Genomic DNA, 23,564 nt, shown 5'->3' on the forward strand with positions numbered 1-23,564 from the left:
TGCCAGCAGCTACGCCGCCAGAGCGTCATCCGCAGCCTGCTTGATCAGCCATTCGATGTGATTTGACCACATCTGCAACACCTCGCGCTTCTCCTTGACGTTGCTATAGAGATCGTAGATTTCGCCTGTCTCCGGTGCGGGCTCACAGCCCGTCCATATAGCCGCCAGTCTGCTGCCTTCGAGTGGCCCATGTTGGCCGCGGCCAGGAAGTGGCGACGATTGAAAGGACAAAATCAGTTGCCGAAACTCATCGCAGGTGACGGTCTGGTGGCAATTTGGGCACATCTTGTGTCTCGTCGCCAGTAAACACGGATGCCCGGCAGGAGACTGAGCTCGCTGCCGGCGGAAATCGTAGAGCGCCAGCGACGCATTCTGATCTTTCGTCAGGCAGTCGACCGCCTTGGCATACGCCTCGGCCTCCATCTCGATCGACCTGAACCGGTATCTTGTGCGCCATCCGGACGATCTGGGAAAGCTTGGCCGGGCCGGCGCCTTCCCAGGCGCACGGGAAGCGCGACGACCCATGTGGACCCTGGATTTCACTCCGCACTTACGCTGCTTTGGCCTTGTCAGCAGCCTGAGCATAACGCGTGCTCAGCTTTCAGGCCGAGCACTCATCCATTGTTGACAGCACCTGTCGTCATTCAGGATCGCCCCATTCTCGCAGGCCGCTTGCAGCTTTCAGGCTGTTGTCAGCCAGGGCCGCCATAAAGGGTCTCGTTAAACAACATTCAGGAGGCCGTTCCAATGATCAATCAGTTTGCGAGACTTTTTCGAGGACCAGGTATGCAGGCTTGTTTCAGGACAAAGAACTTTCTGGCGGCAACCACCGCGATGACGACGGTATTCCTGCCGGCTGTGTCTCTCGGGGTGGGTCTGGTAGCATTTCCAACTGGAGAAGCGTTGGCCGACGACCCGATTTCGATCCCGCTGGAGTATGTCGGGGAAGGCCATGACCGCCTGGGCATCTGGGCCAAGATCAACAATGGCAACGCGCAGCGATACGTATTCGACACGGGCTCGGACCAGCTCAACACGCAGATCGGGTCAGAGGTGACCGGGGTCCGCCCGATTGCCGACACGCCTTACGTATATACGTACGGGGACGGAACGTATGGTAATAAGCTTCAGAACGTGGAAATTGATAAATTTACATATGTCGATCCAGATCAAAAGATAACAATCGACGGGCCGTCTGTAAGCGATAAGAAATACCGGGCTGCTCGCATTCTCGATTTTGTCTATACCCATGCGTATTGCAAGGACAACAATCTTAAGTGCACGCCGGGATCCGTGACGGATGGACTTAAAGATATGTATGGTCAGGATCTCCAAGAACCTTATCACGCCGATAAGGAGCAGCGGGCGAAAATGACCGCTGGCAAGATGGCAGACGAAGGCGGCGATTTCGCAGGTACATTCGGGGCCGGCGATTTTCTTGGCAAGACAAGTGTCTGGGGCATGATGGGCAGTGTCACCAGGTCTGGCTACGTGGTCTCCGCCAATGTGAATCCGGATTCCGAGAGCGACCAAACGCCTGGCTGTTCCCCCTGCACGATTGTCAACCTCAATCCAAGCCTCCGGGCCCAATATACTAATGCCATGCCATGGGGAGAACCCGAGGAAAAAGATCAGGATTCTTATCAGAATTTTCCTGGCTCTGGCGCCAATGCCTCGACCGAATACGAAGGCAGCTACAATCTGCAGTACACGGTTAAGGATGGAGCCCCACCAATCACCGACCCCAACAAGACCGCGGTATTGCTCGACACCGGCACACCGGGCGGTGGCAGTCTGGAGATCAGTGATGCGATGCTGAAGCAATTTCAGGATGCGGGCGTCGAACTTAAAAATGTTCGGAGAAATGAGCAACGCGAGATCGTAAGCGCATCGGGCAACATCCCGAGCGTTACAATCGCAGGAACGGATGGCGATCCGGTAAGGCTGGACAATATCGACTTCACCTACACCAGCGGCACGACGGAACAACCCAACGACCAGACCAGTTTTGTTGCCGGTCTTGACTTCTTCAAAAACAGATCGGTCATTTTCGATCTGGAGAAGAAGTATACCGCTTATACGTCACATTTCGTCACTGCCAGCAACTTCTCTACCGATTCATCCGCACCCGAAGGGACCGGTCTGAGCAGGATCACGACGAGCATGGGGAATGAGGGCGGGGTCGGCATAGCGGGTGTCGTCTCCGGCTCCGGATCGCTGACGCTTGATACAAAGACGGTGGTCCGGATGACGAATGTCAACACCTACACCGGCGAGACGAATATTGCTCAGGATGCCTATCTCTCGCTTGCGGGGCTCGGCAACATCCAACGGTCAGCGAAAGTCGTTGCAGACGGCACGCTCGATATCTCCGAACATGGAAATGGCAGCGACTATTGGGGAATCTCCGACGCCTACAACGATGCCCGTATTCGTAGCCTGAGTGGCAGCGGAACGGTCGAACTGGGCAAGCGTACCCTGGTGCTAACGGCTTCGAACGACACTTTCGCCGGCAGCATCAACGACCTCGACGTTGATAACAATAATATGGGCGGCAAACTATTCGTTGCCGGTGGCGTGCAAACGCTGAGCGGAAAGAACAATTTTTCCGGCATGACGACGGTCGGTTCCGGCGCGGGATTGCTGCTTGCCGATACAGGTGTGCTTTCCCATGATGCGACCACGTCCGGCTTTCTCGGGAATGACGGGCAGATCGGGGGCACGGCTATCGCAAACAGCGGCGGTGTCGTCGCAGGCGGCGGCACCTACGGTGCGGTCACCATTTCCGAGGGCGGCACGGTCGCTCCTGGCAGTGCGACCGATCCGAGCAGGATCGTCACCACAATGACTGTCACGGGCGATTTCGCGCAGCAGTCCGGATCGATCTATCAGGTCAACCTCGCAAGGTCGTCCGATCTCATCGATGTTGGCGGAGCAGCGGCGATCGACAGCGGCGCGCAGATCGAGCTCCTGCGGCAGGGAACGCTATTGGTCGATGCCCGATATACTCTGCTCTCCGCAGCAGGCGGCGTAAGCGGCACCTATGGCGGGCTGACGGGGGCTCTGGCGACAGACGCGACGCCCTTCGTCGATTTCCAGCTCGTCTACGATGCCAACAATGTCTATCTCGATATCAGCCGCACATCGACGGCGTTTGCCGATGTAGCCAGCACCTTCAATCAACGCTCGGTCGCCGCAGCGGCTCAGGCGCTTGGAAGCGGTAATCCGATCCAGGACAACATCCTGTTCCTGACGGCGCCGGAAGCCCGCAACGCTTTCGATATGCTATCAGGCGAGGTTCATGCTTCCATTCATAGCGGCCTCATCGAGGACAGTCATTCTGTACGCGATGCCGCGAGCGAACGGATCCGTGCGGCGTTCGACGGCGTCGGTGCCTCCAGCGTTCCGGTGATGACTTATGGGCTGGGTGGTCTGGAACTGGCCCCGGCAACGAGTGAGAATTTCGCCGTATGGGGCCGTGGCTTCGGCGCCTGGGGTCATCTCGACAGCGACGGCAATGCCGCCGGTCTCGAGCACTCGACCGGCGGCTTTCTGGCTGGCGGTGACGCGGCTGTCGGCGAAAGCTGGCGGCTCGGCCTCATCAGCGGCTACAGCCATACCTCCTTGGAGGCGGACGATCGCGCGTCGTCGGGCTCGAGCGAGAATTACCATCTCGGTCTTTTTGCCGGCACGCAGAACGGCAATCTCGGTTTTCGTTCCGGCCTTGCCTATGCCTGGCACAGCATCGAGACCGGCAGGTCCGTGGTCTTTCCAGGCTTCGCCGACAGCCTTTCGGCCGATTACGACGCCGGCACGTTCCAGGCCTTTGGCGAGCTCGGCTACCGTATCAATACGGCTTCGGCTTCTTCGAGCCCTACGCTAATCTCGCTTATGTGAATTTTGACGCCGATGGCTTCACCGAGAATGGCGGCGCAGCCGCCTTGTCGAGCGGGGATCGCTCGAGCGACACGGCGTTTACCACGCTAGGTCTGCGTGCGTCGACGGTACTGACCCTCGGCACCGTGACTGCTACCGCGCGCGGCGGTCTTGGCTGGCGCCACGCCTTCGGCGACGTCAGGCCGGATACCGCTCTTGCCTTTGCTGGCGGTTCGTCCTTCGCCATCAAGGGCGTGCCGATCGCAAAGAACGCAGCTCTGCTCGAAGCTGGGCTGGACGTAAACATCACCGAGAACGCGACGTTCGGCATCGCCTATCAGGGACAGATCGCCTCGGATGCCCAGACACACGTGTTCAGCGCCAAGCTCGGCGTCCGTTTCTAAATCACCCGCAAAAGAGATTGGTTATGAAGTCAGTGAGTGCATTTTCTTTTACCGTCGTTCTCGGCTCAGCGACGGTGATGTCTGTGTCCGCCGCGCGAACGGACGATGCCTGCTACAACAAGGCACAAAGCCTATGAGGACGCAATGTTCAATCGACGACCTGAAGCCAGTCGATGGCGAGCTCGACAAGCTCTACAAGGAGATGGAGACCCGGCTCAAAGAGTCCCGGCGCATGTCCAGGAACTGGTCGAGACCGCGAGGGACTACAACGCCACCTCGGAGAACACGCGCGACGCCTACCCCAAGGATTGGCGGCATTTTTCCTCCTGGTGCCGGCGCGCTGGCTTCGATCCCCTGGCTCCGGGCTCGAAGGTGATCGGGCTCAATATCAGCGCCTGTGCCTCGGGCACCGCCGCCGGCGATCCGAAGCGTGGCGCCCCTGCCCTTTTGGTTGCGACCATCGAGCGGCGGCTTTCCGGCCTCGCCTGGAACTTTACCCAGCGCGGCCGGCCGTTGGACCGCGCGGAGCGGCATATCTATACGGTTCTTGCCGGCATTCGCCGCAAGCACGCAAAGCCACCGCGGCAGAAAGAGGCGGTCCTGGCGACGATCTGCTGGCGATGATCGCCACGCTCGGCCACGACCTCAGGGCCTGCGCGACCGCGCTATTTTGCTCCTGGGCTGTGGCGGCGGCCTGCGGCGCTCCGAGATCGTCGGTCTCGACGTCATGCGCGACGACAACAGCGATGGCGCCGGCTGGATCGAGATTTTTGACGGCAAGGGCTGCTGGTCACCCTACGCGGCAAGACCGGCTGGCGCGAGGTCGAGGTCGGCCGCGGCTCCAGCGACCACACCTGCCCCGTAGTCGCGCTCGAGAGCTGGATCCGCTTTGGCCGCATCGCATGTGGACCCCTGTTCCGCCGCATCTTGTCGATCAGGTCGATATAATACGAAAAAGCCGCCGCCATTCGGACGGGCCTCGGCTATCATGTCCAGCCATTACGCGGCGAGCGGATAGCTTTCGCCGGACCAGGCAGAGAACTTGGCGGCAAAAGCCTTCATCTCGTCGACCGCGAATGTGGTGCGCGGTTGCGAACTCGACTTGCTGGGCGAGAGGGACCTCGCCGAGAAAGGCGCTGACATGAGCGGGATGCTGCTTGGCCAAATCGAGATCCGCAAAGCAATCGGCCAGCGCCGCGTCGTCCAGCTGTACGCTGCAGGGCGCGTTCACGGTCGTCAAGACGGATGCAAATGCTTGCTCATAATGGCCGCAAGGTAATCGTTTCGGGTCGGAGACACAAGTTGCCGCCTCCTTCGCCGTAGAGTGGCCCGATACAATCACGATCGATATTGCCACCTCTTATCGATAGTGATCGCATAGTTCCCTGATTCGACTCTCAACCGCTCATATCAAGCGATTACTTCCATGTATCTGCTGCGCTAGCCCGTCCTGGCCTTGGAGTGTCGCTCCTCACCTCCTCCACCACTCACCAGCCCGATGGGAGTATCGCCCGCCAGCAGCTTCTCCTTGCTGAGCAGCGCGGCAACCTCAATCGCCTCGAAATCGGGCAAATCCCGCAGTGTGTCGAGGCCGAAGTGCAACAGGAAGGTCTTGGTCGTGACGTAGGTGTAAGGCGTGCCAAATTCAGCGGGCAGGCAGACGTTGACCCACACTTAGAGCATTGAGGCACTCGAGCCGCCCTCAGGCGGTGCCTCAAAAGCTCGCGGGCCAGATCGCCTCGGTTCGGAGACAGACAGGCTCAAGATATCCACGCCAGAGACGGCGAGCTGGAGCGTATGCTCGGCATTGCGAAGAAGAACATGTTGGCCTTTGCCGGGCGCCAGGCAGGACCGTCGCACGACATGGCAATGCCAAGAGTTCGCACGGCGTTGTCTCCGACGATGCTGGCAGATGTTCTGCAATGACTGGCAACACATGGACGCACCAGAGCGGAACCAGAAACGATCGAAATTCGCCCATAAGACTCGGCGAAACAGAACACCCCAGCGTAACAGGTCGCCGGCCGACGCGACCAGGTCAAGCAAGGGTTGGTAAGACCAGCTATTGGCCTGCTGGCTTGCAGCGGTCACCTCACGCTGGAATGCTGGATTGCGGCGCAAAAACTCCCATGCCCTTTCGCGCGGCGTCATACCAGCGGTGCAGTCATATGATCGTTCATCCCGCCAATCAGCCTCGACCGCGCCAGTCACGAGAACTGCAGGCACGACTGTGCCCCCTTGCCCGCCCCCACGGACGTCCAAACATCATGCAATTTTGCAAAGCACCGGCGCCGAAGCCACCCGACCTCGATGACGCCATTTCGTCGAAGCATGTGTCGTCGGCACTGTGCAGGGCAGAAGCAGGCTGTCGGTCCCGCGCAGCGACAGCAAGCGCGGCCTGAGCATGCGAAGGGAGTCGCTTTGATAGGAGTGCCCGGCTGGGTTCCGTTCAGGACGTTCCCTGAAGACCTGGTGGCGTGGCGGTGGCTTCGACGCTGGTTGTGGGCAGGTTGTCGTAGCCCGGGTGCTATAAGCTTAGTCATCTAGGTCTCCTGGGGGAAATTTCCGCCATTGGAGGCTAAGTTTCACGCTATGCCAGCCCGTATTGTACAGGTGAAGCCGACTGGTCAGTGGACCGCAAAACGAACGGCGCGCCGCTTCTCTTTGGTGATGCTCGCGCCGCGCTTTCTTCGCGGACGGTATGGAGATGAAGCGCTGCATGCCCCTGTAGCAGCCGATTTCACGACCAGACTTGCGCCCGCACTGCCCCTGTTGCCGCGGCATACCAATGCGTGGCGTCAGGAAGACTTCGTCGACCATTGCCGTCTCGCTGAGATACTACCGAGCCCGAGCTCCCCTATCCTAGACCCTCGTATCGCATATCGGACGGCCCCACATCAGCCCAAGTTGCCATGGGGACCAGCGCCATGCGTTCGCCCGAATGCAGCTTCCTGGCTTGATCGACAGCAATCAAGGGGACGGTGCAGGCCAAGATTGCGGCAGGGCTTGGGCCCCCCACCCTTCTCCTCAGAACTCCGCTGCTTCCAGCTGGCGGCTGAAACTCACAGGCGCAGCCAGCTTGGTCTCTAACCGCATCGATCGCATCATGGTGTCTGCCATAAATCCGTGTGCGTGAAGCGCTCCAGAGCGAAGATGTTGGGCGTCAACCAGGTTCACTCCAATGAGCTTCACTTCTCGAGTTCTGCACAGTGTCCACGACTGGCGCCGGAGGTTGATCCGGTGATTAGGAGGAGCACTCGTTGTCGGATTCTCGACGATGTCGGACATGTGACACAACGCTTCCAGGGCGATCGCATTGTTCCGAAACGATTTTCCCAGTTGGCACGAAGGTTGCGGCCCTATGCGCAAAAGCACTGCGATGCCGCACCGACTGGAAGAACTCATCAATGATCACGCTTTTCGAACATGTGGGCGCCGCTACCGACACTGAGCGTTCCCGAGCCGACGGAAGCCTCTATCCCTTCTTTTTGAAGGCTGTCCGGACATGAACGCATTTGATGTCCGTCCAACGCTTGATGCTCCCGACGACGATCCCTATGTCTGGCTTGAAGTAGAGGGCGAGCGGGCACTTGCCTGGGCCGCCGGCCAATCGGCAAGGACTCTGAAGCACTTCGGTGGAACGCAGTTCGAGCGCGACCGCGCGGCTCTGACAGCCATTTTCGACAATCGCGACAATCTTCCCCTGATCGCGCGCCGTAGTCAGTACCTCTACAATTACTGGCGAGATGACGGTAATCCACGCGGACTGTGGCGCCGGACCACCCTTGCCTCCTACATGAAGGCGGATCCCCAATGGGAGCTACTGCTCGATCTGGATGCTCTCGCGGCTAGCGACGGAGAGGACTGGATCTGGGACGGCGCGTCCATCGAGCCGGAGAGACGGGAAAGAGCCGTTCTGCGCCTGTCGCGCGGCGGCAGCGACGCGGTCGCGCATCGCGAATTCGACCTGATCTCTCTGAGCTTTGTCGCCGACGGCTTCAACCTCCCCGAGGCCAAAGGCTACGTTAATTGGCTGGACCCTGACACGCTTCTGCTTTTCAGTGCGCTTGGTAATGGCATGGCCACCCGCTCCGGCTATGCGCGCACCGTTCGACTGTGGAAGCGTGACGCGGATCCCCTCACCACGCCGGCAATCTTCGAGGCCGGGTTCGAAAGCTTCCAAGTGTCTGGTCATTCGGACCGCACCGGCCGCAGCGAGCGCCTTTGGTTCATCGAGCAGCCGGCCTTCTTCGAGAAGATCAGCTGGATCGGCGATAGGAGCGGGCCGAGGAGGCAGATCGATCTTCCTCGCGACGCGTCGTGGCGGGTCTTCGGCGACTGGCTGGCGGTAAGGCCGCGCAAGCCCTGGACGGTGGGAGGCACCACCCATCCCGCCGACGCGCTGATCGTCATCTCGCTTTCCACTTTCCTCGCCGGCGGACGCCGTTTTGAGACCCTGTTTCAACCAGGGGAAAGGCGCTCCATGCAGTCATTCTTCTGGAATGACGGGAAGCTCATTATCTCTTACCTCGTCAATCTCGCACCGCGTTTCGAGATGTTCACTCCCGGCCACCAGGAATGGACGCGCCGAGTCCTGAACACCCTGCCCGCCGAAGGTACTGTCAACGTCTGGTCATTCGATGCGGCAGTTCACGAGACCAATGGAGAGGTCCTGATCTGTGCTCAGGATCCGATCACGCCGCCGCAGCTCTTGCTGTTCGATCTGAATGCCGCGCCGTCTCTCAGCGCTTCAGCAATCCTGAAGCGCAGCCCGGAGAATTTCGATGCATCCGGACTGGTGGTCACGCGCCACGAGGCAGTCTCTATCGATCATGAGCTGATCCCCTATACGCAGGTTGGTCCGGCGAACGGGAACGGAGATGCTCCGATTCACCTTTCCGCTTATGGCGGGTTCGGCGTATCACTCCTGCCCTACTACAACTCCCCGCTGGGCAAGCTGTGGCTCGAGCGCGGCGGCACGTGTGTCGAGGCGAACATCCGCGGCGGCGGCGAGTTCGGCACCCGCTGGCACGAAGCCGGGCGCAGGGAGGGCAAGCGTCTCGCCCATGACGATTTCGCCGCCGTTGCCGCCGACCTCGTGCGAAGGGGCATCACCCTGCCGAGGCGGATTGCCGCCGAGGGTGGCTCAAATGGCGGCCTGCTGATCGCAAACATGCTGACCCGCTATCCTGAGCATTTCGGGGCTCTGTTCTGCACAGCACCGCTTATCGACATGCGTCGCTACACCAAGCTCTTGGCGGGCGCGAGCTGGATCGACGAATATGGCGATCCGGACAAGGTTCACGATTGGGCTTTCCTGAAGGAAATCTCCGCCTATCACGCCGCAGCGCCGGGACAGCCCTATCCGCCTATCCTGATCGCCACCACGAAACGCGACGACCGCGTCCATCCGGGCCATGCGCGCAAGATGGCCGCAAAACTGCAGGCTCTTGGCTATCCCGCTTACTTCTACGAGGCCAGCGCAGGCGGGCACGGCTGCGGCGAGGACAATCGGGAGCAAGCCGCATTCATCAGTCTAGGCACCAATTTTCTCCGCAGCGCAATCGGCTTCAACGATCACCTTCCGGAGACGGCGGAACGCGTTGCAACGCAAGAGGGGCATTTGAGGTCCATCAACAATTCATTCGAGCAGGAGACGAAATAGTGCAGTGCATCCTTTCTGAACATCAAGGAGTGAATCTCATGGCGAGAACGCGAATGGGCGTAGCGCGGGCAACAGCAGCGGCGGTGGCCCTGATCATGGTGGGACAGCAGGCCGTCGCCGCGGAGCCTGCGCAAGCAGAGACCGTCCTGGCGGAGACGGGAGCCTCGGTCACCGAAGCGCCAATCCCTTGGCAGGTCCGCCTGCGGGCGTTGGGCGTCGTTACGAAAGATCTGGGCTACGTTGATACGCTTCCCGGCTCCGGTCTTTCGTATTCGGACACGGTGACGCCGGAACTCGATATCTCGTATTTCTTCACCGACAACATCGCCGCCGAACTCATACTCGGTACCACCTATGCCAACATCGCGGGCCAAGGGACGATCGGAGGGTTGGGCAACATCGGCAAAGTTTGGCTGCTGCCGCCGACGCTCACGTTGCAGTACCATTTTACCGATCTCGGCGCGTTCAAGCCTTATGTCGGCGCCGGCGTGAACTACACGATATTCTACAACCAGGACACTGGCAGCGCTGATGCTCTCAAGGTGAAGAACACGTTCGGCACGGCGCTGCAGGTCGGATTCGATTACATGGTGGACCAGCACTGGGGCCTCAACTTCGACGTGAAGAAGCTTTTCCTGAAGCCGGACTTCGACGTCACGGTGGCCGGCGCGAAGCTGACGGGGAAGGCGGAGCTCGATCCCTGGCTGATAGGCGCAGGTGTCACCTACCGCTTTTGAATATCAGAGTGAAGCCTGCTTCCCGACTGCCGGTTTAAAATGAAGGGCGCCTCGCGCGCCCTTTTTTACGGTCGACACTGCAGCGCAAGACCTCATGAAGCTATTGTCGGGCGGGATTCTCTTCCGGCGGACCCAGAAGGTGCACTGGCCAGCCAGCCTCGCGCCTGAGATGGAGTGCTTAGAAGCGCTTTGGATCGGGACGGGCTTTGGTATTGTGGGTGGAATGCTTCAGCCAGACCATTTGCCAGCATCGTCTCCCGGACGTCATGTCTGAGCTTCGTGTCAGCGCAAGGCGAACACGCGGCTCCTAGATGCCGACAAGATGGCTGGTTCAGCCATGCTGCGACAGTTGCCTGTTTTTCAGTTCTTTGCTGTTCGTGCGCTAACCGCAACGCTCGATACTCGTCTCGCGTGCCTGTCCCAGTGGGGTGGGCGGCAGAAAGCGATTAGGCCCGCTGAAAGAGGCGGACCGCATCCGGAGACCGTGACCAAGAGATTAGGACCTGAAGCGAGAGCGAAGGTTGCGGGAGGCCGCGGCGGGCCTAAAAGGGGATGCCGACCAACCCACGCCCCAGGAAAGGCGGTCAAAAACCGCAGCGGCCGACTGTCCAATAGGGTGCGCCCGCGCCAGGCGAGCCAAATGGCAGGGGCTGCCGGGGGACCCTAAGAAAAGCGGGTTGGGTTCACGAGCCCCCGGCGCGCGCCATCAGGCCGCTAGCTACTTGGAGGGCGGGGGCATCAGGTCTGTTTGTCGGGCTGAACCAGATCCATGTGGCTGACGCCGAGGGCCGCCAGTTCATAGATCGTGATAATTGTCGGATTTCTTCGGCCTTTCTCCAAGCCGCTGATGTACTGCTGACTGAACCCGGAACTCTCCGCAAGCTGCTCCTGCGTCAGATGCTTCCTTTGCCTGATCCTCTGTACATTCCGGCCGACCAACTTGCGCATATCCATGCACGCAAGCCAGCGGATCAGGCGGCTTGAGTTTATCAACTATAATATGTAATCCACATTTAGCAGGCAGAGGGCTTCGCGGGTCCATTGTCCGGAGATCGAATTGGCGATGTACAGCCCAAATCGAACACGCCGTTTGCCGACGAGGTCCCCTGGTCGGACCGCATTACAGCCTACGACAAGGACCACTTTACAACCTATATGAGGCTCCTGGACGCCTCAGCCGACAACGCCACTGAAGAGGAAATGGCCCATGTGATCCTCGGCATTGATCCGGCACGCGAACCGGAGCGCGCACGGAACGTTCTTCGCAGTCATCTCGACCGTGCAAACTGGTGGTGACGAGCGGCTACAAGGATTTGTTCGCCAGTTGACGAAATGGGCGGTGCGGTCGCTTGGCTTCAAGCAACGAAGTCGCGTAACCACCATGCATCGACGCATCACCACAGCGCGAATGCGCTCGAAGATGATCGCGAGGACTTCCAGTCGGCGCGGATATCCCAGTGCTTCGGCATCCGCAAGCCAAGCGTCGAAGCGCCTGCAGGACGAAGCGGAGGCGACGGCAGCGCGCTTTGAGCGAAACAGGATTTTTTGCAGTCGCCCTTACGCCGCAACTGTTGACACTTTCAAGAGAGTCCGGAGGCGGCTTTCAACCGCCGATCGGGCCAGATCGCGTCCATAATGAGTCGGACGGGCAGCAAAACGGGAATGCGGGCTCGCACCGCAGGGGTATATGCTCGCGGCGCCCCCCAGAAATGCCGTTGCGCAGCATGCCAGCCTCGCCACCTCGAACAGCGATCTCGCCGGACGGGTGTGACGATAACCGCCGCAATCCTTGTGGTCCCGGGCAACTTGCCTTCCCCGCGCGTGGATTCGCAGGCAGACAAGCGTGATGACGCAGGCGGTCGGCATAATTATGCGCAGCATGCCGAAGCGTGGCTCAACGGGCAGCTTGCGGCAGCAAGGGTGACCTTGCGGGACACTAGTTAAGTGTAGCCCAGCCGCGGAGTCCCCGGACTGGTCGTGACTACGACCGATAGCATTGCGCCACCTATGGGCGCGCCCGCTTGGGCGGCGGTTTGGGACCATTCCCGCGCAACTGGCCTCAACAAGACGGAGACAGGAACGATTCCGACGTTTCGCTAGCCGCAGAGCGGATTTGAGGACATGGCGCCCGCCCTCGCCTGCTCTTCGCTGGCGTACGCTTCTGTCTCATCGTTTTGTCCTCCGCTCGCCAATCGCCGCTCCCAGGAAGCGGTGCGGCGGCGAGTCATGACAGGAACGGACCCGCGGTCTGAGCCGCCGCATCCGAAGGACCGGAACGAGGAGAATGACCCGAAGCACAGCTAGCTAGGGTTGCGGGACGCCGCGGCGGGCCTAGAAGGATGCGGCGCCACCTGCTGGAAGGCGCCACAGAGAGAATTGCGAGAGTCTTACGACGCGCGCTAGGGAGCGCAGCGGAAATGGTCGAGACGCTCTGAGCCAAGAAAAGCGGGGAGCGACCCACTGGCACCCGGCACGCGTGATGGGCGCGGGCGCCCCCTACGTCCGCAGGCTCAACAGAATCTCACACGGATCAGCGTCGAGGGCCGCAGTTACGTCGAGAAACTCAATGATATCGAGACGCCGCTCTCCACCCTCATATTTCGCCACGAAGGATTGCGGACGACCAAGCTTCTCAGCCACCTGCGCCTGCGTCAGTCCTTTGACCTTGCGCAGTGAGATCAACTGGGTCAGAAACCGCTGGTGGCGGGGAGATCGAAGAGATTTGGGCATTAAGGTGAACCGGTCAGGTGAAGACCGGCTCAGCGACTAATCCCCGTTTCGGATTATCCCATTTTGGGATATTCTGCCTTGGATCCAGCGATCAAGATGCGAGGTTCGCGGCAGACATGAATCGAACAACGGGAACAGATTGGACTGAAAGCTCAACACTGCTCGACGAGGTCCCTTGGTCAGACAGCCTCACGAGCTATGACAGGCAGCATTTCAAAATCTATCTGAGGATCCTCGACGCCTGCGCCGACAATGCTACCGTAGAAGAGATGGCCGATCTCATTCTCGGTATTGACCCGGCACTTGAACCGGGGCGCGCCCGCAAAGCTATTCACAGCCATATCGACCGGGCGAACTGGATGATTACGACCGGCTACAAGGAACTGTTCCGGGCTGACGAAAAGGGCAAGGCGTTAGCTTCTTGAGCAACGAACTGGCTACCGCCATTCATCGGCACATGGCCACGGCGCAGCGAACGCGGTCGCACAGATGATCGGGAGGACCTTTCCAGTCGGCGCCGACCCGCGGTTGGCCGACGCAATTTTCCGGTGGGAATTGCCCGCAGGCGAACCGTTGAGCGCCCGCAGGACGAAGCCGAGGCGGCGAGAGCGCTCTTCCAGCGAAACAGGGTTTGGCAGTTGCCTGTGCGTCCTTAGCGATCTCGCTGGATGATGCGACGACAACCCCGCAGTTCCTCGTAGCCTCGCTCCCCGCAGTAGTATGGTTGGGTATGGACAGAGCGCCGAACAGATTCGGGCCGCTGAATATCCGAATTGCAATCAACGGCGAGGCGCTATTCGACTTAGGCTGGGCACGCAACGTGCAGACCCCGAGTTTCGCTGCTCGATCGCCGCAGCAGTCTGATTTGACCAAATGAACTCATAGATTGGCAAGGCAACTGGCAGCTGACGCGGCAGCAAGGACACCATGCGCGCCTTTAATCATCGTGAACCCCCGGTTACAACGAATTTAAAGACTCTTCACGACCGAAATCACTGACAAGTGGTACGTTCCGCAGCAAGTCCTCGGCGGCTCCGAAAATGTTAGGTCATACAAAGAAGTTGAAATCTGATCATCCTGCAAGGCCGCACAGCCGCCTGTTTGGATACCAAGAGATTGAAAAAATGTCTTCCCTGCCATGGCAGCAACACCCAATCCAAAAGACTACAAGCGCGGGCCAATTGCGTTCAGCTCGCCGGATCATCGTGAAGATTGGCTCTGCACTGCTTGTCGATCCACAAACGAGAAAGCTGCGCGGCGCTTGGCTTGATTCGCTAATAGCCGATGTCGCCCGATTTTTCTCACGCGGGCAGCAAGTGATTCTCGTTACATCCGGCGCTGTCGCGCTTGGATCTTGTCAATTCGATGGGTTAGACAGACCTCTCAGAATTGAGGAGAAGCAATCGGCGGCGGCAATTGGTCAGGTTCGACTTATGCTTGCTTACGAACAGAGATTAAAGCGCCATGGTTTTGCGTCGGGGCAAATGTTGTTGACCAGCCAAGACATAGAGAACCAGAATCGCCGGCACAATGCATGGTCGACCCTTCAACAACTTCTCAAAATCGGGGCCGTACCCATCATCAACGAGAACGACACGACCGCAACGGCCGAGATCTGCTTTGGCGACAATGACCGGCTGGCGGCACGGGTCGCGCAGATGGTAAAAGCCGACCTTTTAATTTTGCTTTCTAACCTAGATGGCCTATTCACGGAAGACCCGCACGACAATCCGTTGGCTCGTCTCGTGACAGAAGTGCGGTGCATTACCCCCGAGATAGAGGCCATGGCGGGTCATTCTCTCACCCGCTATAGTTCGGGTGGCATGGTAACAAAGTTAATGGCAGCAAAGATAGCCATGGGCGCGGGATGCGGCATGGTCATTGCGAGAGGAACCGAACCTTACCCGCTCGCCGCCATCGAGAACGGTTCGCCATCGACGTCGTTTGTTCCGATCGCCAAAGATAAGCTATTCGCGGGGACCTTTGATGAACTCTGGCCGCCTGAATAACTCCAGCGACCGTCAATTCGCGGACGGGCTTGCAATGCTATCTGGCACAATGTTGCGCAAGGAATGAGCCTGCCATCGGAGGCTAGTGCACCTACTGAAGCGGCCTGTGCAAAGCATAGAGGAACCATGGTCGAAGCAGTTTACTAATCTAGAGAATTGAAGATCGTGAGGAGGCTAACAGCGCTACGGCCTGGTTTTTGGTGCGCACGCCGAGCTTATTCCTGGCATTATCCAGATGAAAAGCGACCGTGCGCGCCGTGATGCCCAAGATGCAGGCCGTATCCAAGGCGGACGTGCCGCGCGCCGCCCACCGCAGGCAATCATATTCACGTGGTGTCAGCAAAATGCCGTCAACCGTTCGATTGACAGAGAGTTTGCGGCGAATATGAATGTGAAAGCACATTGCCATGAGTTGGAGCGCCTGCTCATACCGCTCGGCGACGCGCAGTAAAGCGGACGGCTCACGCGCTGCAAAGGTCATCACAGCAACACGGCCTCTGCGATCGACAATCGGGATCGTCAATCCAGAGCAGATGCCGAACTCTGCCGCTTCAGCGAACAGCCTTTGCTGAACCTTCGATGTCTCAACGCCACGAAGGTCGCATTCCCATTGGAATGGACGTTCGGCAAGTCGCGCACGCATGATGACGGGATCGACTCTCTGATACTGGTTTCGCAGATAGTGCGCTGTCCAGGGACGCGGATAATTTGAGATCAACTTGGGCTCGCCGGAAGGTTGTGAGGGCAGGGATAGATACGCAAACGTGAGTAGATCAAATCTTGAGGCCGCGCTGGCCAAGGCATCCCGAAAATCTGTTTCGTCGACGCTCTCCGAGAGCCTTTCCAGAAATGTCTCGAATACAAGCGGCATATCCTTTGTCATTGTCCTGACTCAATTTCTCCACCTGTCTGTTGCGCGCCACGCCTACTGGAGGCCCGGTAAAGCGACCCGCTTAACCGCTGCCCGCATCTCTGCATGGGCCGCCTGACAGTCTTGCAGAATGGCGCAACGTCTGGATCTTCGCTCCGATGATCCCAATGGCTGGACCTTGGGACGGCTATCTCCGCGACGCTTGAGCATCTCTCAAAACGCAATTGTGCAATGAGAGAGCCCTCTCGGAGTGAAACGACACAGCGCCCCTGCATCAGTGGTGAGAAGTCATCCTGCGCCATTATGGTCAGCGGCATCTAAAGGAATCATCAGTCCAGAGGTTGCTGCGTCAACGTCGCTCCGCACAAAGAAGAGAATGACAGGCGCTCATCGCCTGGACGGAGTACTCGATCAAATCCTCGCAATGGTCCTTGCTCCTGAGGTCACCAGCTTTGGTCCAGACATTCTGTCCGGATAGATTTAGTTCTGCCTCAAGCCTGTCGAGTCCGGCCTGGTCGAGGTCGCTCGCAACCACACGAAAGCCCTTTCAACGAACTGCCTGGAGATAGCTCGCTCTATGCATCCCGCAGCGCCTGTTATCACCGCAGTTTTCTTATCAATGCCAGTCACGGCTCAAGTCAACCTTTGAGAAAAGTTCCCATCATAATCTCTGAAAGGCCGCCGAAGACTAGTGGGGCAGTCCTGCAAAAGTTTCACCTCCTTGTTGAGTTGTCAGTCAGCGGCATCGCCACGGATTGTGCTACGCTACAGCGGTGTCGGACTTTGATCGGGCAGCGTCGCAGATCGCGAAGCATGGTTCGAGCAGTTTTACTAAGCTGCGGCGCAGCTGGGTTGGAATTGCGGCCATAATCGGCCGTAACGCAGATTATCAGCTGCAACCCGATTTCCAAAAGTACCGAGTGGTTGATATATTTGTCGCCCGGCGCGATTGTCGAAGTATTTGGAGCTTGAGATGGTTCGCCGCTATTACGACCTGCCGTCCCTGACTGCTTTGGCTGTTTTTGAAGCGTCTGCCCGGCACCTGTCATTCAAATTGGCTGCTGCCGAACTGAACGTCACTCCCGGGGCTGTCAGCCGGCAGATCAAAGCGATCGAGGATGAGCTCGGTGTTCCGCTCTTCGCTCGGCTGGCAACCGGCGTGGCGCTGACAGGCGCCGGCGAAGACCTTTATGGCGCGTTGGCCAGCGGTTTTTCGCGGGCCGCAGATATCGTCCGAAATGTGAAGCACGGCGACCGGGCGAAGAACGTCACTCTCGCCTGCTCTGATGCGTTCGCGTCGATGTGGTTGATCCCACGGATGCCGGACTTCTGGACGCGAAATCAGGACATTGCCGTTGACCACCTGATTTCGGACAATCCTCGAGAATACCGGCGCGCCGAAGTCGAACTGCGTATCCGCTACGGGTTTGGATCGTGGTCGAATGAAGATGCTGAACTCCTTTTCGATGAAACAATCTACCCGGTATGCGGCCCTGGATTTGCAAGCAAGCATCGCGACGCAACAGCGGAGTCGTTGGCCGACCTTCCTTTGCTGCACGTTGACTGGGTGGATCCCGACTGGGCTGGCTGGGACGAGGTCTTGCGGCGCGCGGGAGTCTCGCATGGGCCGACCCGTGGTCGGCGCTTCGGCAAGTTCTTCGTGGCTCTCCAGGCCGCTCAAGCCGATCAAGGGGTGGCTGTTGGCTGGCACCGCCTTGTCAAGGCGCAGATCGAAGAAGGGAGACTCGTCAGACTGACGGATCTCGAGTTGCCCGCCCCTGGTAGCTATTATCTCACCTGGTTTGAAAATCGCACACTGTCCCCTACCGCGCAGAGCCTCCGTAGCTGGATCCGGGAAACGGCGGCGCAAGAACGAGAAAGCTAGAGCTCTCTGCCGGCCCGCTTCTGCATCGCCCACAGCTTCAACGGCACTCCGATCGACATCAGCGGTTCTGGATACAGCCGAACTGGGGTTGGCTCGCTCAGGGCGTCTGCAACCATCGGCTCGTTGCTACCGGCGGCAAGATCGGCAGCCAGCATCCCATAGAGGGTAGCTTGCACCGTTCCAAGGCCATTGCAGCATCCGGCTACGAAGACCCTATCCTCAATTTCGCCGAATGCGGGCGCTGAATTGAGGGAGAGACACAAGTGGCCTCCCCAGCGAAATTCCATCGGTATTTCACCCAGCATAGGGAAGCGCGCCTGGAACGATCGGTCGTGCGCAGCGCCGATCCGACGGATCTGCTTCTCACTGGTGGACATATCCGGATTATAGGTAAAGGTGTTGCGGACGAGGATCCGGTTGCCGATCCTCCGGATAGTTGATCCCATCGGATCAGCCGGGATCAGGTCGGTTGACCGCCCAGAAGCGCCTGTTCGGTCCTGGAGAGCGGCCTTGTCATGCTGGCGTAGGTGAACACATGGAGCAGGCGTTTCCTGAAGAAGCCAAAGCTTTCAAGATGACCGTTGACCGTCAGTATCAGCCGCGGCGCGGTGATCTCGCCCCCGGCCGTCCTCACGTTATGCATTTTGCCGGTCTGCAGAGATATGACCGGCGAATTCTCGAATATATGGAGACCGCGGGTTAACCCTTGGGCGAGGCCGCGGATGAAGCCGGCCGGCTGTGCCATTACTGTTCCCGGCGTAAAGGTACCTCCGGCGAAGAAGTCGGTTCCGGTGATTTCCTTCAGCTGCAGCGCGTCGAGCCGCTCGAATGGCTCGCCTAATCCCGTCAGGTGCTCCTCGAACCCGCGTAGGGCAGAGAGACCGTGGCCGGTTGCCGCCCCATGAAATTTGCCGGCCCGAACAAAGAACTTCTGCAGACCGTACTCGTCTGCGGATGAAGCAGAGAATTCGATCGCGGCCCGGTTCAGGCGGATGCGCCGGCGGTCGCGGTCCTGGCTTCCGCCGTAGTGCTCACTGCCGAGTTCGTGCGGAAGATCGATCATGAAGCCGGAGTTGCGCCCGGCAGCACCCCAACCGATGCGTTGGGCGTCGACGACCGCAATGCGCTCGTCCGGCACCAGTTGGGACAGACGCCGCGCGGCCGCCAGACCAGCAAAGCCGGCTCCGACAATGAGCCAGTCTGCCTTGTGACGGTCGCGCAGCACCTCCGGTGCCTTGGGAGGCGGCAGAATACCGTACCAGCCGGACAGGGACGTGTCCGCAGGCGTGCGGGCAGCCGCGTGGTCCATCTTTGCGATCGGCTAGTCTACCGAACGCGAGACCTCAGGATCGGAAATATCCGTCCAGATGGTCTTGAGTTCGGTATACTGGTCGTGGGCATGCAACGACTTGTCCCGTCCCCCGAAGCCCGAAAGCTTGAAGCCGCCGAAGGGCGTCGAGATGTCTCCTTCCCCATAGCAGTTGATGGTCACCGTTCCGGCGCGGATGTCTCGCGCGATACGATGTGCCTTGCCAAGATTGGCTGTGAAGATCGAGGCTGCAAGTCCATATTGCGTGTCATTTGCTACCCGGACTGCTTCATCAGCGTTGGTAACCTTAATGACGGAAAGCACCGGTCCAAAAATTTCTTCCCGTGCAATTGTCATTTTGGGGGTAACATCGTCGAACACGGTGGGCTCGATGAAAAAGCCTTTCCCGTACCTGTGGGCGTTCCCGCCCGTGACCATCCTGGCGCCTTCCGCCCGCCCCTTCGTGATGTAGGCCATAATTCGGTCGAACTGCTCCTTCGAGACAATGGCACCGAGCCGGTTGGCTGGGTTCAGCGGTTCCCCCAGAGGCCATTCCCTGAGCTTGTGCAGGACCGTTTCCACCAAGCGGTCTTTGATCTTCTCGTGAACGATGAGGCGCGAATTGGACGAGCAGTTCTCGCCCATGTTCGAGAAGACCGCCTGGGTGACATGCTGTGCTACGACATCGAGGTTCTCGGCATCATCCAGAACGATGCAGGGGTTCTTCCCGCCGCATTCGAGCACGATGCGCTTGAGATTGGACCTGGCGGAATATTCCAGGAACTTCCGGCCGACATCGGTCGAACCAGTGAAGGCGACCATGTCGACGTCGGGATGCAGGCCGAGTGCCTTGCCGGTGATCTCGCCGGGACCGGTTACAATCTGGAGGACGCCCGCGGGGATCCCCGCCTCATGCGCCAGTTCGGCAATGCGCAAAGTTGACATGTTGGTCTGCTCGGCCGGCTTGACGATTACGGAGTTGCCGCTCGCAAGAGCTGGCCCGATCTTCCATGCCAGTATCAGGATAGGGAAATTCCAGGGCAGAACGCAAGCGACCACGCCGAGCGGCTGGCGTACGATCATCGATACGACATCATCACCGGAAGGCGACGTCTGGCCGTAGAGCTTGTCGGTGGCTTCGGCGTGCCATTCCAGGCAGTGCAGGGCTGTCTATGGTTTCGACGTCATAGATCGGCTTGCCGCTTTCAAGCGTCTCAAGCACTGCAAGCTCATGGGCGTCTCGCTCCATCAGTTTTACTAGCCGCCGCAGAACGCGCTTGCGCTCGCTCGGATGCGCACGCGACCAGACGCCCGATTCAAACGCCAGTGGTGCTTTTTCGACAGCGAGATCGACGTCGGGCTGGCCGCAGGAAGCGATCCTGGCGATGACCTGCCCCGTGGCGGGATTGATGGTTTCGAATGTATCCCCAGATTGTGCTGCCCGCGCCGTGCCGTCGATCGCTGCGTTAGTAGGCAGTGGCAAGCTGTCCGCCAAGTTCTGGTACTCATCACGCGTTAATAGCGATGACATTCTCGGAAGCCCTCTTTTGGGATTTTGTAGTGATCGACGCGATGACTGCTTTAAGGGTGCGGATCGTCGACTCGAGTTCCCGCTTTTGTTGGTCGTCGAGTGCCCGCATAGGTCGGCGCACCGGCCCAGCCGGCAATCCAGCCAATTCGCACGCGAACTTGATGCTTTGGACGAACTTGCCGCCCTGTTCGAGAAGCCTCATCAGAGGTAGAAGGGCCGACATGATCTGCCGGCCCTTGGTGAAATCCTTCTCAATAACGCACGCTTCGTACAACGCGAGGTGCTCAGCCGGCAGGCAGTTGCCCGCTCCGCAGACCCAACCCTTGGCGCCCCAGGCGAAGAATTCGAGCGCCTGATCGTCCATCCCGCAGAACAGGTCGATATGCGGATAGTCACGAGCCAGGGCGTGCAGCTGATTCATGCTGCCGCTCGACTCCTTGATTGCACAGAAATTGGAGCTGCGACCGACGCGGTCCAGGAACTCGAAATCCATCATCGTGCCGGTCCGTCCGGGATAGTTGTAGAGCATCACCGGCAGATCGGCGGCCTTGTCAATTGCAAGGGCATGATTGGCAAGTTCGAGCTGCGTGGGGACAGCGTAGTAGGGCGAACCTATCAGGATGCCGTCGTACTTCAGGTCCTTTGCAACCAGCCATATTCGATGCAGTCTTCCGTGCGGATCGCGCCGACGCCAGCAATCAGGGGCAATTCCCCCTTCACCATGCTCCTTGCAAGTTTTAGCAGGACGACACGCTCATCGCGTGACTGGGCGTAGTACTCGCCTGTCGTGCCACCGACAAGGATCCCGTGGACGCCAGTCGCGACGAGATGCTCGACCATTACGCAGAAGCCGTCACGGTCGATAGATCCGTCCGCATTAAAGGGCGTTGTGACGGGCGGAATAACGCCTTTGAACGACATGAGCCTAGCTCCAGTTCGGCTATGGGCTCATCTTATATGCAAAGCCAAATGGTCTAGCAGCCGAAATAAAGTCATTTGGCAAGTTACTTTTTTGCGCGACCCCCGCTCTGGAAAGTCATGCTACCGCTGACTTCAGCTGGCTCACCGCGTTTGCCGTATTTGCCAGAAAACGGCGCGCTCTTCCCCTGCATTGGAATTCACAAACAGATGAGGTATGTTCATGTCCGTAGATCTCGTTGCCAGACTGGACGACAAGCTGCGTGCGAAGCGCGAAAGCTTTGACAAGATTCCGGTGGTCGATATCGCGCCCCTTCTCGATGGCAGCAATAAGCAGGCAGTGGCCAAGCAGATACGTTGGGCGCTGTCGAACACTGGTTTCATGTACGTCAAGAACCATGGCATTCCTCACGAGTTCGTCGATTCGGTGTTCGACGTGAGTCGCCGGTTTTTTGATTTGCCTATGCCGCAGAAGATGGAACTGCACGTAAGCAAATCGGATGTTGCGCTGCGCGGATACATCGAGCCATTCGGGGAAAACACCGATCCAGGCAAGACGAAAGACCTCAAAGAATGCTTTGACATCGGCCCTGAGCGTCCGAGCCTGGAAGGTCCGTTTTTTGGTCCCAACCAGTGGCCCTCAACCCTGCCCGAGTTTTCCGAGCTGACATACGCATACCATCAGAAAATGGTCATCCTCGCGAAAACACTGTTGAAGGGCATCGCTCTCAGTCTGGACTTGCAGGAAAATCATTTCGAGAAACTGATGCGCAACCCGATCAGTATCCAGCGCCTTCTCCACTACCCTCCGCAGGGTGGCTATGTCGGGGAAAACATCATCGGTATCGGTGCGCACACGGACTATGGCAATCTGACCATCCTGGCACAGGACGACGTGGGCGGTCTTCAGGTCATGAATCGGGAAGGCGACTGGGTGGAGGGCACGCCTATCCACGGCACCTTCGTCATCAACATTGGCGACCTGATCCAGCGGCTCACCAATGACCTCTATCTGGCCAACATGCACCGCGTGGTTAACACCTCTGGGCGCGAGCGGTACTCGATCCCATTCTTTATTGATGCTGATTTCAATTCAGTCATCGAGCCGCTGGCGTCTTGCGTCACGGACAGCAACCCGCGTCGCTATAAGCTGGTGACGTGTGGGGAGCACAAATTCGGCCGTTTTGCAGCAAGTTACGCTCATTTGGCCAAGGCATGACGAGGGGGCACGTGAGACTGCCAGGAGGAAGTCGACGAGCATGAAAGCAGCCACTCTGCCTCCCTCGCCGCGAAGCCAGGCGAGCGTTGGTGTCAGGATAGATAAAAGGGCAATGAAATCCGGTCAGTCTGACCACTTCGCAAAGGTTCGGCGTGCTCCTGAGGAGGCGGTCGACGCTGGCGGGTAGGCTCGGCACCGACATCCAGCGCTCGCGTGGGGAGTTCCTCCTGCAGCGGCAGCGAAGAAGCCATGGTAAGGCCTGGCGGCGTGCCGCCGCTGGATGGATACCGGTCACGCGCTTCAGCATCTTCGGCTGGCTGAGATGGCGCTTATCGCTTCGGCTCCCCGATCGATACCGCTCGACAATTGCTTCCACCAATTCCGACCGTGTCGCCATGCTGATCCGCCTT

General features: G+C 59.0%; 15 protein-coding genes and 5 pseudogenes. 11 read left to right on the top strand and 9 right to left on the bottom strand.

What is annotated here, in order from left to right; translation table 11 throughout:
* Positions 1–9 precede the first annotated feature (9 nt).
* The gene (locus tag EN955_RS14380) at positions 10–423 is read right to left on the bottom strand and encodes a hypothetical protein (RefSeq protein WP_024505679.1); all 414 of its coding nucleotides are present in this window, start codon (positions 421–423) and stop codon (positions 10–12) included.
* Positions 424–747: 324 nt separating this feature from the next.
* On the opposite strand from EN955_RS14380, the gene EN955_RS35875 reads away from it, so the two are divergent.
* The 4 genes and pseudogenes from EN955_RS35875 to EN955_RS34790 all read left to right on the top strand — a co-directional run bounded on the left by EN955_RS35875 (position 748) and on the right by EN955_RS34790 (position 5,559).
* Positions 748–3,897 carry an autotransporter domain-containing protein gene (locus EN955_RS35875; protein ID WP_081714461.1) on the top strand — a complete coding sequence of 1,050 codons (3,150 nt, stop codon included), beginning with the start codon at positions 748–750 and terminating at the stop codon, positions 3,895–3,897.
* Positions 3,894–4,280 (top strand): autotransporter domain-containing protein, encoded by a 387-nt coding sequence (locus EN955_RS35880; RefSeq protein ID WP_024505681.1) that lies wholly within the window; start codon positions 3,894–3,896, stop codon positions 4,278–4,280. The genes EN955_RS35875 and EN955_RS35880 overlap by 4 nt, the downstream gene beginning before the upstream one ends.
* A 144-nt stretch (positions 4,281–4,424) precedes the next feature.
* A pseudogene (locus EN955_RS35380) lies at positions 4,425–5,207 on the top strand (integrase); the annotation flags it as partial.
* Between the two features lie 115 nt (positions 5,208–5,322).
* Positions 5,323–5,559: a hypothetical protein gene (locus EN955_RS34790; RefSeq protein ID WP_024505684.1), complete on the top strand. Its 237-nt coding sequence runs from the start codon at positions 5,323–5,325 to the stop codon at positions 5,557–5,559.
* 161 nt (positions 5,560–5,720) lie between these two features.
* Here EN955_RS34790 and EN955_RS14405 read toward each other — a convergent pair.
* Positions 5,721–5,915: pseudogene (locus tag EN955_RS14405) on the bottom strand (SMC-Scp complex subunit ScpB); the annotation flags it as partial.
* A gap of 1,870 nt (positions 5,916–7,785) precedes the next feature.
* On the opposite strand from EN955_RS14405, the gene EN955_RS14415 reads away from it, so the two are divergent.
* Entirely contained in the window at positions 7,786–9,945 is a 2,160-nt protein-coding gene (locus EN955_RS14415) for a prolyl oligopeptidase family serine peptidase (protein WP_024505686.1), read from the top strand.
* Between the two features lie 38 nt (positions 9,946–9,983).
* Complete coding sequence (locus tag EN955_RS14420) at positions 9,984–10,682, top strand: OmpW family protein (protein WP_024505687.1); 699 nt, start codon at positions 9,984–9,986, stop codon at positions 10,680–10,682.
* A gap of 738 nt (positions 10,683–11,420) precedes the next feature.
* Here EN955_RS14420 and EN955_RS14425 read toward each other — a convergent pair.
* Positions 11,421–11,636, bottom strand: coding sequence for a helix-turn-helix transcriptional regulator (locus EN955_RS14425; protein WP_024505688.1), 216 nt, complete (start codon positions 11,634–11,636; stop codon positions 11,421–11,423).
* 102 nt (positions 11,637–11,738) lie between these two features.
* Between EN955_RS14425 and EN955_RS35385 the strand changes: the two are divergent.
* A pseudogene (locus EN955_RS35385) lies at positions 11,739–12,010 on the top strand (DUF2285 domain-containing protein).
* A gap of 1,168 nt (positions 12,011–13,178) precedes the next feature.
* Here the strand turns inward: EN955_RS35385 and EN955_RS14435 are convergent.
* Entirely contained in the window at positions 13,179–13,412 is a 234-nt protein-coding gene (locus tag EN955_RS14435; protein ID WP_024505690.1) for a helix-turn-helix transcriptional regulator, read from the bottom strand.
* A gap of 116 nt (positions 13,413–13,528) precedes the next feature.
* Here EN955_RS14435 and EN955_RS14440 point away from each other — a divergent pair, with 116 nt between their 5' ends.
* Together EN955_RS14440 and proB are read left to right on the top strand one after the other, a co-directional pair.
* Entirely contained in the window at positions 13,529–13,837 is a 309-nt protein-coding gene (locus EN955_RS14440; protein ID WP_024505691.1) for a DUF2285 domain-containing protein, read from the top strand.
* A gap of 615 nt (positions 13,838–14,452) precedes the next feature.
* Positions 14,453–15,421, top strand: a complete 969-nt coding sequence (proB, locus tag EN955_RS14445; RefSeq protein WP_245265427.1) for a glutamate 5-kinase — start codon at positions 14,453–14,455, stop codon at positions 15,419–15,421.
* A gap of 148 nt (positions 15,422–15,569) precedes the next feature.
* Here the strand turns inward: proB and EN955_RS14450 are convergent, their stop codons facing one another.
* On the bottom strand, positions 15,570–16,304 hold the full coding sequence (locus EN955_RS14450; RefSeq protein WP_032899801.1) for a LuxR family transcriptional regulator: 735 nt from the start codon (positions 16,302–16,304) through the stop codon (positions 15,570–15,572).
* Positions 16,305–17,265: 961 nt separating this feature from the next.
* On the opposite strand from EN955_RS14450, the gene EN955_RS14455 reads away from it, so the two are divergent.
* Positions 17,266–18,177 carry a LysR substrate-binding domain-containing protein gene (locus EN955_RS14455; protein WP_024505695.1) on the top strand — a complete coding sequence of 304 codons (912 nt, stop codon included), beginning with the start codon at positions 17,266–17,268 and terminating at the stop codon, positions 18,175–18,177.
* On the opposite strand, the gene EN955_RS14460 is transcribed toward EN955_RS14455, so the two are convergent.
* The 4 genes and pseudogenes from EN955_RS14460 to EN955_RS14475 all read right to left on the bottom strand — a co-directional run bounded on the left by EN955_RS14460 (position 18,174) and on the right by EN955_RS14475 (position 21,938).
* Positions 18,174–18,623 carry an FAD-dependent oxidoreductase gene (locus EN955_RS14460; protein ID WP_050580554.1) on the bottom strand — a complete coding sequence of 150 codons (450 nt, stop codon included), beginning with the start codon at positions 18,621–18,623 and terminating at the stop codon, positions 18,174–18,176. The two genes, EN955_RS14455 and EN955_RS14460, sit on opposite strands and share 4 nt — an antisense overlap.
* A 14-nt stretch (positions 18,624–18,637) precedes the next feature.
* Positions 18,638–19,486 (bottom strand): FAD-binding oxidoreductase, encoded by an 849-nt coding sequence (locus EN955_RS14465; RefSeq protein ID WP_050580555.1) that lies wholly within the window; start codon positions 19,484–19,486, stop codon positions 18,638–18,640.
* A 12-nt stretch (positions 19,487–19,498) separates the two neighbouring features.
* A pseudogene (locus EN955_RS14470) lies at positions 19,499–21,017 on the bottom strand (aldehyde dehydrogenase).
* Positions 20,995–21,938, bottom strand: a pseudogene (locus tag EN955_RS14475) (dihydrodipicolinate synthase family protein). Before EN955_RS14475 ends, EN955_RS14470 begins: the two co-directional pseudogenes overlap by 23 nt.
* A gap of 220 nt (positions 21,939–22,158) precedes the next feature.
* Here EN955_RS14475 and EN955_RS14480 point away from each other — a divergent pair.
* Positions 22,159–23,154 carry a 2-oxoglutarate and iron-dependent oxygenase domain-containing protein gene (locus EN955_RS14480; protein ID WP_127218540.1) on the top strand — a complete coding sequence of 332 codons (996 nt, stop codon included), beginning with the start codon at positions 22,159–22,161 and terminating at the stop codon, positions 23,152–23,154.
* Positions 23,155–23,564: the final 410 nt, after the last annotated feature.

The sequence above is a fragment of the Mesorhizobium sp. M7A.F.Ca.CA.001.04.2.1 genome, from assembly GCF_003998485.1.
GTDB classification, from domain to species: Bacteria; Pseudomonadota; Alphaproteobacteria; order Rhizobiales; family Rhizobiaceae; genus Mesorhizobium; species Mesorhizobium ciceri.

Coding starts and splice junctions, on each gene's coding strand:
- EN955_RS14380 (WP_024505679.1), bottom strand. CDS start 423: ATGGAGGCCGAGGCGTATGCCAAGGCGGTCGACTGCCTGACGAAAGAT.
- EN955_RS35875 (WP_081714461.1), top strand. CDS start 748: ATGATCAATCAGTTTGCGAGACTTTTTCGAGGACCAGGTATGCAGGCT.
- EN955_RS14415 (WP_024505686.1), top strand. CDS start 7,786: ATGAACGCATTTGATGTCCGTCCAACGCTTGATGCTCCCGACGACGAT.
- EN955_RS14420 (WP_024505687.1), top strand. CDS start 9,984: ATGGCGAGAACGCGAATGGGCGTAGCGCGGGCAACAGCAGCGGCGGTG.
- EN955_RS14425 (WP_024505688.1), bottom strand. CDS start 11,636: ATGGATATGCGCAAGTTGGTCGGCCGGAATGTACAGAGGATCAGGCAA.
- EN955_RS14435 (WP_024505690.1), bottom strand. CDS start 13,412: ATGCCCAAATCTCTTCGATCTCCCCGCCACCAGCGGTTTCTGACCCAG.
- EN955_RS14440 (WP_024505691.1), top strand. CDS start 13,529: ATGAATCGAACAACGGGAACAGATTGGACTGAAAGCTCAACACTGCTC.
- proB (WP_245265427.1), top strand. CDS start 14,453: ATGTTAGGTCATACAAAGAAGTTGAAATCTGATCATCCTGCAAGGCCG.
- EN955_RS14450 (WP_032899801.1), bottom strand. CDS start 16,304: ATGACAAAGGATATGCCGCTTGTATTCGAGACATTTCTGGAAAGGCTC.
- EN955_RS14455 (WP_024505695.1), top strand. CDS start 17,266: ATGGTTCGCCGCTATTACGACCTGCCGTCCCTGACTGCTTTGGCTGTT.
- EN955_RS14460 (WP_050580554.1), bottom strand. CDS start 18,623: ATGGGATCAACTATCCGGAGGATCGGCAACCGGATCCTCGTCCGCAAC.
- EN955_RS14465 (WP_050580555.1), bottom strand. CDS start 19,486: ATGGACCACGCGGCTGCCCGCACGCCTGCGGACACGTCCCTGTCCGGC.
- EN955_RS14480 (WP_127218540.1), top strand. CDS start 22,159: ATGTCCGTAGATCTCGTTGCCAGACTGGACGACAAGCTGCGTGCGAAG.